The 13868-nt window shown below is 68.7% G+C and carries 13 protein-coding genes and 1 pseudogene; 4 read left to right on the top strand and 10 right to left on the bottom strand.

Annotation, left to right across the window (positions count from 1 at the left end; translation table 11 throughout):
- Positions 1 to 1249 precede the first annotated feature (1249 nt).
- Both ACIBK6_RS41905 and ACIBK6_RS41900 read right to left on the bottom strand, forming a co-directional pair.
- Positions 1250 to 1786, bottom strand: a complete 537-nt coding sequence (locus ACIBK6_RS41905) for an RICIN domain-containing protein (protein WP_399058682.1) — start codon at positions 1784 to 1786, stop codon at positions 1250 to 1252.
- 168 nt (positions 1787 to 1954) lie between these two features.
- The gene (locus ACIBK6_RS41900; protein WP_399058680.1) at positions 1955 to 2137 is read right to left on the bottom strand and encodes a hypothetical protein; all 183 of its coding nucleotides are present in this window, start codon (positions 2135 to 2137) and stop codon (positions 1955 to 1957) included.
- A 628-nt stretch (positions 2138 to 2765) separates the two neighbouring features.
- Here ACIBK6_RS41900 and ACIBK6_RS41895 point away from each other — a divergent pair.
- Positions 2766 to 3185 carry a hypothetical protein gene (locus tag ACIBK6_RS41895; protein WP_399058678.1) on the top strand — a complete coding sequence of 140 codons (420 nt, stop codon included), beginning with the start codon at positions 2766 to 2768 and terminating at the stop codon, positions 3183 to 3185.
- On the opposite strand, the gene ACIBK6_RS41890 is transcribed toward ACIBK6_RS41895, so the two are convergent.
- Positions 3175 to 3546 (bottom strand): hypothetical protein, encoded by a 372-nt coding sequence (locus ACIBK6_RS41890; protein ID WP_399058676.1) that lies wholly within the window; start codon positions 3544 to 3546, stop codon positions 3175 to 3177. The two genes, ACIBK6_RS41895 and ACIBK6_RS41890, sit on opposite strands and share 11 nt — an antisense overlap.
- A 338-nt stretch (positions 3547 to 3884) precedes the next feature.
- Positions 3885 to 4181 carry a hypothetical protein gene (locus ACIBK6_RS41885; RefSeq protein ID WP_399058674.1) on the bottom strand — a complete coding sequence of 99 codons (297 nt, stop codon included), beginning with the start codon at positions 4179 to 4181 and terminating at the stop codon, positions 3885 to 3887.
- Between the two features lie 83 nt (positions 4182 to 4264).
- Here ACIBK6_RS41885 and ACIBK6_RS41880 point away from each other — a divergent pair, with 83 nt between their 5' ends.
- Both ACIBK6_RS41880 and ACIBK6_RS41875 read left to right on the top strand, forming a co-directional pair.
- Positions 4265 to 4582 carry a hypothetical protein gene (locus tag ACIBK6_RS41880; RefSeq protein ID WP_399058672.1) on the top strand — a complete coding sequence of 106 codons (318 nt, stop codon included), beginning with the start codon at positions 4265 to 4267 and terminating at the stop codon, positions 4580 to 4582.
- 36 nt (positions 4583 to 4618) lie between these two features.
- Positions 4619 to 7300 (top strand): Helicase associated domain protein, encoded by a 2682-nt coding sequence (locus ACIBK6_RS41875; RefSeq protein WP_399058670.1) that lies wholly within the window; start codon positions 4619 to 4621, stop codon positions 7298 to 7300.
- Positions 7301 to 7421: 121 nt separating this feature from the next.
- Here the strand turns inward: ACIBK6_RS41875 and ACIBK6_RS41870 are convergent, their stop codons facing one another.
- From ACIBK6_RS41870 to ACIBK6_RS41845, 6 genes are all read right to left on the bottom strand, one after another.
- Positions 7422 to 8387, bottom strand: a complete 966-nt coding sequence (locus ACIBK6_RS41870) for a hypothetical protein (RefSeq protein WP_399058668.1) — start codon at positions 8385 to 8387, stop codon at positions 7422 to 7424.
- Positions 8388 to 8884: 497 nt separating this feature from the next.
- Complete coding sequence (locus tag ACIBK6_RS41865; protein ID WP_399058666.1) at positions 8885 to 9283, bottom strand: hypothetical protein; 399 nt, start codon at positions 9281 to 9283, stop codon at positions 8885 to 8887.
- Positions 9280 to 9564 (bottom strand): hypothetical protein, encoded by a 285-nt coding sequence (locus ACIBK6_RS41860; RefSeq protein WP_399058664.1) that lies wholly within the window; start codon positions 9562 to 9564, stop codon positions 9280 to 9282. The genes ACIBK6_RS41865 and ACIBK6_RS41860 overlap by 4 nt, the downstream gene beginning before the upstream one ends.
- A gap of 397 nt (positions 9565 to 9961) precedes the next feature.
- Positions 9962 to 10981, bottom strand: coding sequence for a terpene synthase family protein (locus ACIBK6_RS41855; protein WP_399058662.1), 1020 nt, complete (start codon positions 10979 to 10981; stop codon positions 9962 to 9964).
- Between the two features lie 212 nt (positions 10982 to 11193).
- Positions 11194 to 12108 (bottom strand): polyprenyl synthetase family protein, encoded by a 915-nt coding sequence (locus ACIBK6_RS41850; protein WP_399058660.1) that lies wholly within the window; start codon positions 12106 to 12108, stop codon positions 11194 to 11196.
- Positions 12109 to 13064: 956 nt separating this feature from the next.
- The gene (locus tag ACIBK6_RS41845; protein WP_399058658.1) at positions 13065 to 13328 is read right to left on the bottom strand and encodes a hypothetical protein; all 264 of its coding nucleotides are present in this window, start codon (positions 13326 to 13328) and stop codon (positions 13065 to 13067) included.
- A 145-nt stretch (positions 13329 to 13473) separates the two neighbouring features.
- On the opposite strand from ACIBK6_RS41845, the pseudogene ACIBK6_RS41840 reads away from it, so the two are divergent.
- Positions 13474 to 13868, top strand: a pseudogene (locus ACIBK6_RS41840) (helicase); the annotation flags it as partial.

Raw genomic sequence — 13868 nt, 5'->3', positions numbered from 1 at the left:
CCCCGCGGAGCGGGTACCACAGCGCTGCGCGCTGTGCAGGGACAAGCCTCGCTGTGCTCGGCTTGAACCCCCGTGCTGCGCACGGGGGTTGCTCCCGCTTCGCGGGAGCTCCAGCCCTTCGGGCTGGGAAGTCCTGCGCTTCGCTTAGGACTTCGGGCCTGGCTCTGCCAGGCTTAACAGAGTGATACGGCCGCTTCGCGGCCTGAGGGTGAGTCAGCTTCGCAGTCTCACCCGGGCTTTCCGGCTGCGCCTCCAAGCTCTGCGGCCCGCTGCCGCGGGCCGGGCTGGCTACCCGGAAAAGGGTGCCGCTGTTCGGGTAACGGGCGCGTGTCCATCCATCAACTTCAGCCGTCATGCGGCAGCTTGGACCAGTTACCGAGCCAACCTCAACTACCTCAATATCAAGGGGAAATCCCTCATGCGCCGTACCGCAGCAATCCTCCTCGGAACCGCCAGTCTCCTCCCCGTCGTCATCAAAACCTTCACCGCACTCGGAGGCCTCAGATGACACCGTGGACCTGGGCCATCTGTCCCTTAGAAGCCGTTGTCGTACCGCTCCTGGGGATTGTCGATCGAACTGGAGTCTCGTTCGGGTGATTGCGGGCGGTGGGCGCATGAAAACAGGCCGGTGCAGCTCCTGGGTGTTGATAGCCGAAGATGCACCAGGGAGGCCCTGTTGCCGCAGTTGTACGCCATCGTGTCGGGACGGTCCAACTCGACTCGCTCGCAGTGTGATTGCCTCGCACACCGGTACGGGCGTTGCGCCGCCGGTTCGCCTCCCGCAGGGCCTGCCCCCGCGCGGTCGGTCCGCCCTCGCGCGCCAGCTGCTCGAAGGCCTCGGCCACCGGCCCGACGGCGGCAGGGCCCAGCACGATCTGGCCCTGGGCTCCTATCTCTGTCCCAGGCCGCAAACTACGCAGCCTGTCGGGGGTCGAGCGCAAAGCCCAATTGGGACACGGTGGCCGGGGCGGATGACCGCCCCGGCCACGGGTAGGGCGGCTTAGCCGACGGGCTGCTTCAGCTCGGCGGTGCCGGGGCCGGCCGGGGCGGGGTGGTCGCGGGCGGTCTGGGCGTGGGCGCTGGGCTGCGGCATCCGGAACCACCTTTCAGAAGGAGGACCTCCGATGCTGCTCCCCGAACCCGCCCGGCGCCAGGAGTGTTCGGGCACCGGTCGCGGGCCGTCGCGCGCGCACATGGCGAAGGAGGGGCTGCCCCCGGCCGGGACAGCCCCTCCATCAGTGCGAGATCGTCAGCTGAAGGAATGCCAGAACTGGTTCTTCCCGTAGTTGTAGGGCCACTGGACCATCCGAGCGCCGTCGGAGGTGCTGCCGTTCGGGTTGTCTATGACCATCCAGCTGTTCTTGTTCGTGATGGTGAGCAGACCCGTGGAGGGATCCGTCCCCGAGATCACCCACTTCTGGTTGTCACCGCCGTTGCACGACCACTGCTGCAACGCGGTTCCCCGGTCCTTGCTGGCGTAGGGAACGTCCAGGCAGTCTCCGGACATGGAATTCACGAGCGTGTAGTACCCGTCGCCCGTGGCATAGACGTACCACTTCTGGTTTTCGCCCCGGTTGCAGGTCCACTGCTGAACCGGCGCGCCGTCGCTGCCGTTGTTGCCAGGAATCTCCAGACACTTGCCGCTCGCGCCGTTGGACAGGAACGTCCAGTACAAGGCGCCCGCCGGCATGGCGCTCGCCGGCGTGGCACCCACCAGCGCCACCGACGCCGTGATCGTGGCGGCCGCGGCCAGTGTTCCGGCACGGAACGCCACTCGGGTTGCCATCTTCTTCACTTGAAGCCCCCTCAACTTGATCCCCCCGACGGCCGGATGCTCAGGCCGCGAGCCCAAATCACTGGGCGTTGCAGACCGTATCAAACGATCTTCGTCAGAAGCCGTTGTCGTACCGCTCCTTCATGGGACGCCGCCTCGCCCGCCACCGGGCCCGCGAGGTCAGCCCGTCCGCCGCCGCGGCGTGAAGATCCCGGGCTGGTCCTCGCCCAGCCAGCCCCGCGCGGCCAGCCGCTTCACCTTCACCCGCACGCCCTCGATCTTCGCCGGCACCAACTCCAGGCCCAGCAGCCCAGCCAGTTCCTTCGCCCGCAGCCCCTCCGGACCGGCTCCGGTCTCCAGCACGTCCAGCAGCCGCCGGTACTCCGCGCGAGCACCTCCACCGTCATGCCCTCCCGCCAGCCGGGCACCACCGACCCCGCCACCGGCTCCTTCACCACCACCGGCACCGGCACCGGCACCGGCACCGGCTTGACCGGCGCCTGCGGCTGAGCACTCGCGGCCAACGCCTCGGACAGCTCCACCACCGCGATCACGCGCCGCTCCAACACGGCCTCCACCTCAGCCAGTTCAGCCAGGACCCGCTCCGCCTCCGCACGAAGCTCCTCCACCCGCTGCCCAGCGGCCAGCTTCCGATCCTCCAACAGCCCCATCACCGACGGCACTCCGGCACCTCCACCACGCAGACGAACAATGCGCCGTCTCTTCCGCGCAGCAGCCAGCACCATGCCTGACGAGCGGAAACTCGCCCGTCGCCTTCGGAAAGACAACGGCTTCTTAGCGGTTCAGGTTGGCTGAGACGACGCAGGTCACGATGTCCCTTCTCAGCGAACCGCGGCTTGTCACAATGGTCTTGTCGGCCGATGAGATCGTTGGGTCGGCCCCATCGGCAACATGCAGGATTGCCAACAGGGACATCGTTGCTGAGCCCCGCAGTGCGCAAGGTTCCGTCCGGGGCGTATCGTCTCCCGGCGTGACCGACACCGACGCGCCCCGGACCAACCGTGACCTGCTCATCGGGGCCTGGATCTTCGCGGTCCCGGCGATCGCCGGCTTCCTCCTGGCACTCGGCCTGATGCTCTTCCCGACGTCCTTCGACAACAACGGGCACTACGCAACGCCGACGTCGTGCGGCGTGCCCGCACTGTTCGACCAGCAGGCTTTCACGAAGCAGAAGTACGGCCCCGACGGTGAGCCCGGCGAACTCGATACCCCCGGATGCGCCGCGACGGTCGCCACCCGGGCGTCCCAGGCGGTCGGCGCCCTGGCCGTGGCCACCCCGCTCGGCCTGCTCGCCCTCACCCTCCACCTGCACCGCCGCACGGCCCCCGGCCAGCGAGCGGGCGACCAGGCTGAGAAGCCTGACCCCAAGCCCTCCACACTCAGTACGTGACGGTGCAGTTGATGTCGACGCTGGACATCTGGATGCATGCCTGCGTCTTCACGCCGGCATCGTAATACCAGGACGACGAGGCGCCCCCGTAAGGAGCGACGCTCGCCCCGTCGTGGTCATAGTGGTTCGGGCCGACCCACGTGCGCAGAAACACGGTGCACCCCCACTGGCCCCAGGAGATCGCGTTGTAGCGGACATAGTCGTGGCCGCCGGCTCTGGCCGACGACAGGAAGATCTGGCAGCTTCCCAACGATGCGACCCCCCGGGCGGTATCGGCGTGGGCCGGCGCGGCGAGCATGATCCCGGCGACAGCGGAGGCGAGCGTGGCCCCGGCGAGACCGGCGGCGGTTCTGATCTTCACGTGCGAGTTCCTCCCCCTGGAGAACGTGGACGGTCGCCAGTATGGGGCTGCGTCAGGTCGCAGGTGCGAGATGTACATGCCAGCGTTCAGTCAAATCGCAGCCAACTCGCCTGCATCAGGCGGCAGTTCGCGAACCCGACAGGCAAGGGAGGCACGCCCGGTCCCGGTGAGGGCAGGGCGCTGCGCGGGCCTGAGGATGGGGTCGCTCGTTCGGGGCAGGTTTCGGCGTAGTAAGTGCATCAAGTTGTGTCGGCATGTACCGTTGGCGAAAATACGGGACACCGTCCAGCCATCCGGAAACCTCCCTCAATTCGAGAGGAACGGCCGCAGATGACCGGTCACCACGAATCTACCGAACCAGACCTCGCGCTGAGCAGCGATTCTGTGCACAGGGTGAGCCAGTACCAGACGGCGGGCACCAGCGCCCGGCTGCGGCTGTTCGTGCTCCTGGCCGCCCAGGGCGTGCCCGCGAGCGAGGCGGACAACCTGGTGGCCGCGCTGGAGGCCGGGGCGGTCGCCGGGGCGCAGAGCGAGGTGGCCGAGCTGGACGGCATGGCGCCGGTCTCCCGGGGCGCGGTGTTCGCGGACGGGTGGGATGAGGGCGTGATGACCGTGAGCGAGGCCCTGGTGGGCATCGCTGACCGGGACTGGTCACGGCGTGGCGGACGCTCGGCCGTGGCTGCTGAACTGGCCGTACATAGCGTGGATGTGAGGCAGCGTGAGCGGGCGGACCCTGGTGCACCTGGAGGCGTTCGTCCGGGAGACGGTGCTGCCGCGTACGCACCCGAACACCGCGGAGCGGCGCCGGGTGCTGGAGGCGCTGGGCGAGGCCGGTGGTCTGTGCACGGCACGGACGGTGGAAATGTCCAGCGCTGACGTCATCCTCTGCACACGCGAGGCCGGGCACTACGACCCGGACGACCTGCCGGGGTTCAAGCGCGGGAAGCCGGACGGGACGCCCGGCGGCTGGCATCCCGCGGGCGGGGCGATCTGGAGCGACGCCGGTGCGGCCAGCTATCCGCACATGACCGTCTGAAAACCACGGGAATTTAGGCATCGGGGAGGCAAGTAAATGTCAGCGATTCAGCTCAAGAAACACCAGGTCGACCAGAAGTCGGCGTTTCGGAAGTGGGTTGGATTCCCTGCAAAGCGGTCTGTGCCCCCTCAAGGTGCGCGGGGCACGATCGTCTCCGCGACCGGATCAGGCAAGACGATCACGGCCGCCGCGTGCGCTCTGGACTGCTTCCCGGGCGGCCGGATCCTCGTCACCGTCCCAACCCTGGACCTGCTCGCGCAGACCGCCCAGGCATGGCGGTCGGTGGGCCACACCACGCCGAAGGTCGCCGTGTGCTCGCTGGACAACGACGCCGTGCTGAACAAGCTCGGGGTACGCACCACCACCAACCCCATCCAGCTCGCGCTGTGGGCCGGGCAGGGACCCGTGGTCGTGTTCGCCACGTACGCCTCGCTCGTGGACCGCGAGGACATCGACGCTCCCGTGGGCCAGCGGAAGGTGCGCGGGCCGCTGGAGGCCGCGCTGGCGGGCGGGGAGCGGCTCTACGGGCAGCAGATGGCAGGCTTCGACCTCGCGATCGTGGATGAGGCGCATGGCACCGCCGGTGATCTCGGGCGGCCGTGGGCCGCGATCCACGACAACGCCCGCATCCCGGCTGACTTCCGGCTCTACCTGACCGCCACGCCACGCATCCTCGCCGCGGCCCGGCCACACAAGGGCGCGGACAGCCAGGAGGCGGAGATCGCGAGCATGGCCGACGACCCGGACGGCACGTACGGCGCGTGGCTGGCCGAACTCGGGCTCTCGGAGGCCATCGAGCGCGAGATCCTCGCCGGATTCGAGATCGACGTCCTGGAGATCCGCGACCCCTCCCCCGTCCTCGGGGAATCGGAGGAGGCGCTGCGGGGCCGGCGCCTCGCCCTCCTGCAGACCGCACTCCTGGAGCACGCCGCCGCGTACAACCTCCGTACGGTCATGACCTTCCACCAGAAGGTCGAGGAAGCCGCCACGTTCGCGCAGAAGCTGCCGCAGACCGCCGCCGAGCTGTACGCCAACGACGCCACAGGCGACGACCTGGCCGCCGCCGACCGCCTGCCGAAGTCGTCGATCCAGGCGGAGTTCTACGAGCTGGAGGCCGACCGCCACGTACCCCCGGACCGGGTGTGGTCCGCGTGGCTGTGCGGCGACCACCTCGTGGCCGAACGGCGCGAGGCCCTGCGGCAGTTCGCCAACGGCATCGACGCCAACAACCGGCGCGTACACCGCGCGTTCCTCGCGAGCTGTCGCGTACTCGGGGAAGGCGTCGACATCACCGGCGAACGCGGCGTGGAAGCCGTCTGCTTCGCCGACACCCGCGGCTCACAAGTCGAGATCGTCCAGAACATCGGCCGGGCACTCCGGCCCAACCGGGACGGCAGCACGAAAATCGCGCGGATCATCGTGCCGGTGTTCCTGGAGGCCGGGGAGGACCCGACCGACATGGTCGCCTCCGCGAGCTTCAAGCCGCTCGTAGCCGTGCTCCAGGGCCTCCGCAGTCATGATGAGCGCCTGGTCGAGCAACTCGCCTCCCGCGCCCTCACCAGCGGACAACGCAAGGTCCACGTCCGCCGAGACGAGGAAGGACGGATCATCAGGGCCGGCCACGAGGGCGACGACGAGGACCAGGAGCAGGACGACACCCAGGCCGCCGCCGAAGCGGCGCTACTGCACTTCTCCTCTCCACGCGACGCGGCAACCATCGCGGCATTCCTGCGCACCCGGGTCTACCGGCCAGAATCGCTCGTGTGGCTGGAGGGCTACCAGGCGCTCCTGCGGTGGCGGGCGGAGAACGAGATCACCGGCCTGTACGCGGTCCCGTACGACGTGGAGACCGAGGTCGGCATCACCAAGGACTTCCCCCTCGGGCGGTGGGTCCACCAGCAGCGCAAGGCACTGCGGGCCGGAGAACTGGAGGACCGGCGCAAGACCCTGCTCGACGCACCGGAAGCCGGAATGGTGTGGGAACCGGGCGAAGAGGCGTGGGAAAACAAGCTCGCCGCGCTCCGGTCCTACCGGCGCACCACAGGTCACCTCGCACCCCGCCAGGACGCAGTGTGGGGCGAAGGCGAAGCCATGGTCCCCATCGGACAGCACATGGCCAACCTGCGCAGGAAGGGCGCGAAGAACGGCCTGGGCAAAGACCCCGAGCGGGCGGCGGAGCGCGCGGCGCAGCTGACAGCGATCGACCAGGACTGGGACTGCCCATGGCCACTGGACTGGCAACGCCACCACCGCGTCCTCGCCGACCTCGCCGACACCGAAGCCGGCGGAGTACTACTAGCCATCGAACCCGGCGTGCTCTTCGAGGGCGACGACCTCGGCAAATGGCTGGCCCAGCAGAAACAGCCAGGCACCTGGGCACAACTCCTCCCCGAACAGCAGGAACGGCTGACCGCACTGGGCGTACAACCCGACCAGGCACCCTCACCCACCCCGACGGGCGCGGGTGCTGTGACGGGCACGAGCAAGGCGCAACAGGCGTTCCAGCGCGGCCTGACAGCCCTCGCACAGTGGGTGGAGCGGGAGGGCTCGCACCGGCCGGTGCCGCGTGGCCACAGCGAAGAGATCGGGGTCGACGGCGAGGCGGAGCCAATGGCCGTGAAGCTGGGCGTGTGGGTCTCGAACACCAAGTCGAGGCGGGACAAGCTCACTCAGGAGCAGCTGGAGGAGCTGCGGGAGCTGGGCATCGAATGGGCGTAGCCGGTGGCCGGGCGTGGGGATTCTGATGCTTCATGCCCGGATCCGGTACGAACGTGTCGCCACGACCGTTGTGCCGACGGCCGTGGCGGCCGTCTCCTAGACCGACTTGAGCCCCGGGGGATCAGGCGGAACGGCCAGCAGGGTCGGGGTAGAGCGCGGAGAGCGTGGCCTCGATCCGGTCGGCGACGGGTGTATCGCACCCCTGCGCACTGAGAACGTATTCCGCCGCATAGGCGGTCGCATACAAGGCCATGCATGGCAGGTCGGCTGTCGTCCCAAGGCTCGGGGACGCTTTCACTTTGACGAACGAGTCGCTTGCTCCGGTGGGCACGTATTGGTCCAGGACAGCCATGGTGGCGTGGGCCCCGAGTCCGGACAGCAGGCGGTAGTAGAAGTAGAGGGATCGGAAGCTTTCCTCGGCGAAGCCACGCGCTGGCCCCCACTTGGTGAGTGTGTCCACCATCTCGGAGACAGGCAGTTTCTGTGCCGTCAGGGATCCGAACTCCGCGATCACTTGGCTGAGGCCGATGTTGATCGGCTTCAGTTGCGGCACGTGCGGCAACTCGTGCAATGACTTGGCCACTTCGGTGGGGTTGGCCTCGTTCCACCGGGCTATGCCGGCGTTCGCCTTCTCCACCTTCTTCCGCCGTCGGCGGGCTTCCTTGCGGTCGGCCGCGAGCTTGACGTCGATGGTGTCGGCCTCCTGCTGGAGGCCGTCCAGATGACGCACTTCAGCCTGCCCCAGCCGTTCCAGGGCCGAGTACTCGCCGAGGTGGATGTATAGGCAGACTACCCAGGCCTCCAGGTGCGCCCGCCCCAGAAGGCGCACGGCCATCTCCTGCTGCGCGCGGCCCGCCGCCTCCATCTCAGCCAGCAACCGACAGCAATGACTCAGCGCGGCTCCGGCGTACACCCGCCACTTGACCCGTTCGGTGCCGGAGTTGACCAACGCCCAATGGGAGCTGTCGAAAGCCTGCTTCACCTCGGCAAGCAGGAGCGGGACGAGTGCGGAGACATCGTCGGCGGTGAGTGGCCGCACGGTGGCACCGGCGTCCCCGCAAGTCTGCGGCCCGTCTATGTGGTTCACCTACAGAACGGTAGACCGTCCCCGACCCGTTTCGCCGTGAATTTGCGGCATCGCGCGCGGCCCCGCCGTCGCGAGCGACACCAGCGGCGCCCGATCCCCGCCACGCCCCACCGCGCGGCCGCCATCAGCCCGCCGCAGGCGCCGCCGCCCCGGACCGACTGTGCGGGCCGAGCTCGCCGAGCTCAGAGTCGACTGAGCTTGACAACACGGTGACCACGGGAATGGCAGGTCGTTGAACCCGCGGTCAGTGAAGTGCACACGAGCCCCGGGGCAGTCATGGCACAGCCCCGGGTACCGATCCACCCGACTTCGACGGGGTTCTGATCTTTTCCAGTAGTGACCTGTGCAGCGTATCGGCATACAGCGCGCCGCAACTGGCGTGGGAGGGTTGCTGGTTGGTGGTCGGCCAGCGGGGTGGCTGGCTCGTTCCTGGCTGGCGATGAAGGCTGGGCGGAAGTGGCGAAGGCGCAGTCTGTGGCCGTGTGGGCCGACTGGTGTCAGTGGAAGCCGAGCATGCCGGGTGAGTCGATGTCGACGGTGACGACACCGGGCGGGTAGGCGTCCTCGTGGCCGGTCAGCAGGATCGACATCCCGGTGAACTCCGCCCTGGGCAGCGCGCAGTACAGGGCGTGGCAGGTGTCCGGGCCGCCGAAGCCGTCACGGATCATGGTTCCGACGCTGACGGAGGCGATGGTGTCGAGGGTGTCCACGGTGACGGAGGAGAAGGCGAGGATCTTGCGGGAGAGGTGGGCGTCCTCGGCCTCGGCCTGCATCAGGCACAGGGCGGGGACGTTGAGGCGGTCGCCGGGGGTGCGGGCCATGTTCCCGGCCAGCAGGCTCAAGGCCTTGTGGCCGTCGGCGAGGGCCTTGACGGCGCTGGTGTCGAGGATGATCACGCGGCAGTGTCCCGCGTGGTGCGCGCCTTCTCCGCGGCGATCTTGTAGATGTTGCCCAGAACATCGGGGGCCCGGTCGAACTCCTCGTCACTGAGGTCGACGCCCAGCATCTGCCGTACGGTCTCGCGGTCCGCAGCCAGGCGCTCCGCACGCTGGGCGGCGGTCGGCTGCTCGACGGCCAGGGCCTCGACGAGCTGTCCCAGACTCATCCCCCGCTCCCGCGCCAGCTCGGCCAGATGATCACGCGTCTCCCGCGGAACCTGAATCGTCGTCGTCGCCATAACACCACTATAGAACCACTACGGCGCATGACGGGTACCCATCACCCAGACGGCACCCGACCTGCGGCGGGGAGCGGACGACGGCTGACCGGAACATCGTGACGCCCACGCCCGCGCCCACCGCGCCACAAGGGCCTCGACACCACGACCCGACAGCCAACCACCAGCCGCTACTCCCCCACACCCTGCCCCACGACCTCATAGGAGGCCACCCCGGGACAGGTCCATCCCGGGGGCGTGGTCGCGGCCGCGCATGCGGGGGTACGGCCGTACGCACTCAACCCCGGGGAATTGCACTGGATGCGAGCCGGCTGGGCGGGCGCAACAGCGGGAAGAGGTCTATCCCTTGAGGTGTCCCCACCACCAGGAAATGTCGGGGTAGGGCGGTGGGGTCAGGTCATCCGGATCCCACAGGACCGGTGTATCCGACAGGGTGACGGGGGGGGACCTCCAGGGTGCCGCCTCCATTGGGCAGTTCCAGATAGCGGGGGGCCATGGTATGGAACTGCAGGCTGGATGGGATCCATTGGGGCATGTGTGTGGCGAAGGTGGCGACGTGGGGACGGGGGTCTTTGAGCAGCTGTTGTTGCAGTGCGAGTGCCAGGCAGCCCATCCGCTCGTACAGTTCCCATGTCTGCTTGACGGCGGCGGGCAGGTCCAGGCCGTGTTCGAGGGCGATGGCGGACACCAGGTTGGCGGCGGCGGAACCGGTTGACAGTTCCTTGGGCAGACTCGTGATCTCGTTCAGGAGCGCTGCCGCCATGTAGGCCGACTGCCCGAACGCCTGCACGCATGGGTCGGCATACTCTTCCGGTGTCATGTGGTTTCCGCTGCCGCTTGTCGTGATGGCGTAGACCGATCGGAAGCCGGCCTTGAGCAGGCGCATGCGCAGAACCTCGCCGACCGACGGCGGAGTGCTGCTGTGGACCTGCATCTCCTTCCAGAGCTGGCCGGTGAACCAGAGCGCGTGCGCCGCGGCAACCCGCTCGTAACCGGCCGGGCCCAGACCCTCGGAGAGCAAGCGGCAGACATCGTGCAGGCTGATCAGCCACTTGCTGTCTGTTGTCATGGCTGCGAGCGGCTCGATTGCGACGTGGACGGCCTCGGCGATGTGCCGTCCAAGCTCCACGGGGTCGGTGGCCAGGTCGTCCAGGTAGTCGTCCCAGAACATGGACCAGTAGCCGTAGCAGGCGTAGGCGTAGGCGACCTCGGGCCGGGCGAAGGGAATACAGTCGGCGAGCACCCCGCCCATACGGGAACGGGTGATGGGGTCGTCGCCCGTGCACAGGCCGTGCTCGATGGACCATGCCAGCGACGCCTGGTCGATTTCGTCCGACTGAGGGTGCCTCCTCAGCGGGACGACGGACCAGATCCTGATCTCGTCCGAGCCAAGGTCGAGCAGTTCGGACAGTTTCATGCCGGTCTCCGTCTCCTGGTGGGTCCATGTGGTTCGCTGCATGGTCGGCCTGGCCCGACTGTGCGGTGGCGGTCGGAGCGAGCCCGCACGCTCGTCTTCGCCGGGGGCGGGCTGCCTCGGTGAGCACGTGGCGACCGGTTCTGGGGCAGCGTGTGGGCGAGGGCATCGCGGCTGTGGCCCTGGGGTCTTCTCTCCGCAGATGACGGCCGCTGTCAGTGGTCGCGGCTGATGAGCATGTTGGCGAGGGCCGTGAGGTCCGCGGCCGCCGCCGGCTCCGGGCCGCTCTGTGCGAGGTGGTAGAGGGCGTGGCTGGTATGGCGGCGGGCACGGCGCAGTGTCGCTTCCTTCCCGCCCACCTGGTCGATCAGCTTTCTGCCGTGCTGGCATTCCTCGGCGCCGAGGGGGCTGTCCTGGCGGTAGAGGGCTCTGAGGGCTTGGGCCTGGGGGGTGTTGCTGGCCATGGCCGCCGCGACTGGCAGGGTGACCTTGCGTGAGCGCAGGTCCGACAGGGTGGGCTTGCCGGTGTCCGCGCTCTCGCCCCACAGGCCCAGGACGTCGTCCACGCACTGGAAGGCGATCCCGAGGTGGTGGCCGAAGAGCCGCAGGCGTTTTGCCCGGGCGGGCTGGGCACCGCCGGCGATCGCGCCGAGTTCACAGGCGCAGGCCAGGAGAGCACCGGTCTTACCTGCGGCCACCGTCATGGCCCGGTCCTCGCTGGCTTCGGTGCCGGCCTTCATGAGGGTGTCCAGGTACTCGCCCTCGATCAGGACCTGCACGGCGGCCAGCAGGACGGGCACGGTCCGGTCGGCGTCCGGAACATCGGTGAGGGTCTGTACGGCAGCGAAAAACAAGGCGTCGCCGGCCAGCAGCGCCGCCGGGTCTCCTTTGGCTGCCCACAGGGCAGGTCGGCCTCGGCGCAGCCGATCCCGGTCGATGAGGTCGTCGTGCAGCAGGCTTGCGTTGTGGACCAGTTCGACGGCCGTCGCCGGCCCCCGTGCGGCCTGCTGGTCGCCGGCCACGGCCTGGCAGGCCAGCAGCGCCAGCGCGGGACGGACGGACTTGGAAGCGGCGCGGGAGGTGAGGGCCTCGCCCTCGTCGGTCCACCAGCCGAAGTGCAACCCAGCCACATGACGTATGTGTGGGGGAAGGCCGTCAACCCGGCTTCTGAGTAAAGGCTCCACCATGCTCGCGGCACTGCCCAGTATCGTCGCACTGTCAGGTGGTGCAGCCACTCGGGGCTCCTCTCCGGGCCGACGGCCAGACCAGCTCAGGATGAGCTCTGCACGACGCCCGCAACAGGCGTGATCGCGCGAACCGGAGCACACCTCCCGCCCGACCGGCCCCCTGCAAGCCACATGCATGCGCCGCCCTGCGCCGGGCGAAATCCGGTCAGCGTCATCCTGGACAGGAACCCGGTCCCGCCACGGCTGACGCCCCGTACGGGGAGCGGGACAGCACGACCGGGGACGTACCCCTCGGGGAACAGCAACGACGCCAGTCGACCAAATCGCCAAGCCTCGGGCGACGATCACTGAGAGGCGGGGACAGGTTCCTCGGGTTCCAGGTCCTCGGCCCGAATGACGACGTGCCCGCCGGGTGGGCCCGGAGCCTCGATTCTGATCTCCCCTTCAAGGGTGGACATCACCGCACGCCTCGGCCCCTCCTCCTGAATCGGGATCGCGAGAACTACCTCGTAGCCGGCTGGCGGCCCCGGCATCACCGTGCGGTTCGCCGTCCATCAACCAGGCAGGACCGACAACTCCACCGGTCCGGCCGCATCGTGTCAGCACGGACGTCGAGGCGGCGCAGGTACCGCTGTTCGGCGAATGACCCGCACCCCCTCCACCGGTGCCAGGGCGCGGACGGGGGAGCTCATGCGGCAGAGCCGTGTTGCAGGAGATGTCGCGGGCCGCCGCGGCGCCCTGGGCCGGGACGGGCAAAGTGCCGCAAGCCCTCGAGCAGCTGCGCACGGTGGAGAAAGGTCGGCGCTCCCGCCCCGGCCTGACCGGCGCGGCGCGGTCCATGAGGACGCTCCCCCACGGCTGTTGCGTGGGGGAGCGTCCTCGTCTCCGGCAGGTCTGCCTCAGCGGCCTGGGGGTTCGAGGTAGCGCCAGCGGCGCCGGTCCGGGTCACCGACGCCGATCTCGTACCAGGGCTCGCCGCGCTGGAGCCAGGGCAGGGTGTTCACCCACACCCCGACGGCGATGCCCCTCACGTCGACGGCGAGCGCCTGGAGGCGGTTGTCGAGCAGGTGCTCCGCCTTGCCCGCCATGACGACGTGCAGCCGCGGGAAAGTCTGGGAGCGGGTGTTGAGAACTCTCGAAACTGAGACAGCGTCACCCCCCATGAAATAACACCTCATGACAGCAAAATCTCTCACCCCATGACAGTGAAAAACGACCGCCAACAGCCCTCCAACCAGCAACAAGACCCCTCAACCACGCCCCCCGCCACCGACTCTCACCACCACTGACACCAACCCGAGAGATCGCACCGAAGCGATCACGCGCGAGATCCTCGCCGCCTTCGAGATCGACGTCCTGGAGATCCGCGACCCGGCCCCGGTCCTCGGCGGCTCGGAGGAAGCGTTGCGGGGCCGGCGGCTCGCGCTGCTGCAGACCGCCCTGCTGGAACACGCGGCAGCCCACAACCTGCGCACTGTCATGACCTTCCACCAACGGGTCGAGGAAGCCGAAGCATTCGCCGAGAAGCTGCCCAAGACCGCCGCCGAGCTGTACGCCACCGGAGCCTCAAGCCAGGTTCTGGCCGCCGCGCAGCAGCTCCCCGTGTCGTCGATCGACGCCCGCCTCTACGAGCTTGAGGCCGGCCGCCACGTGCCCCCGGACCGGGTGTGGTCCGCATGGCTGTGCGGCGACCACCTCGTGGC

Origin of the sequence: Streptomyces sp. NPDC050485, assembly GCF_044458185.1 — a bacterium.
In the GTDB taxonomy this organism is placed as follows: Bacteria; Actinomycetota; Actinomycetes; order Streptomycetales; family Streptomycetaceae; genus Streptomyces.
This window is presented reverse-complemented; position numbering and strand designations above follow the sequence as displayed.

Bases quoted from the DNA above. Each gene is read 5' to 3' on its own strand.
- ACIBK6_RS41875 (WP_399058670.1), top strand. From the start codon at position 4,619: ATGTCAGCGATTCAGCTCAAGAAACACCAGGTCGACCAGAAGTCGGCG.
- ACIBK6_RS41905 (WP_399058682.1), bottom strand. From the start codon at position 1,786: ATGGCAACCCGAGTGGCGTTCCGTGCCGGAACACTGGCCGCGGCCGCC.
- ACIBK6_RS41860 (WP_399058664.1), bottom strand. From the start codon at position 9,564: ATGGCGACGACGACGATTCAGGTTCCGCGGGAGACGCGTGATCATCTG.
- ACIBK6_RS41855 (WP_399058662.1), bottom strand. From the start codon at position 10,981: ATGAAACTGTCCGAACTGCTCGACCTTGGCTCGGACGAGATCAGGATC.
- ACIBK6_RS41885 (WP_399058674.1), bottom strand. From the start codon at position 4,181: ATGCCCACCAGGGCCTCGCTCACGGTCATCACGCCCTCATCCCACCCG.
- ACIBK6_RS41845 (WP_399058658.1), bottom strand. From the start codon at position 13,328: ATGGGGGGTGACGCTGTCTCAGTTTCGAGAGTTCTCAACACCCGCTCC.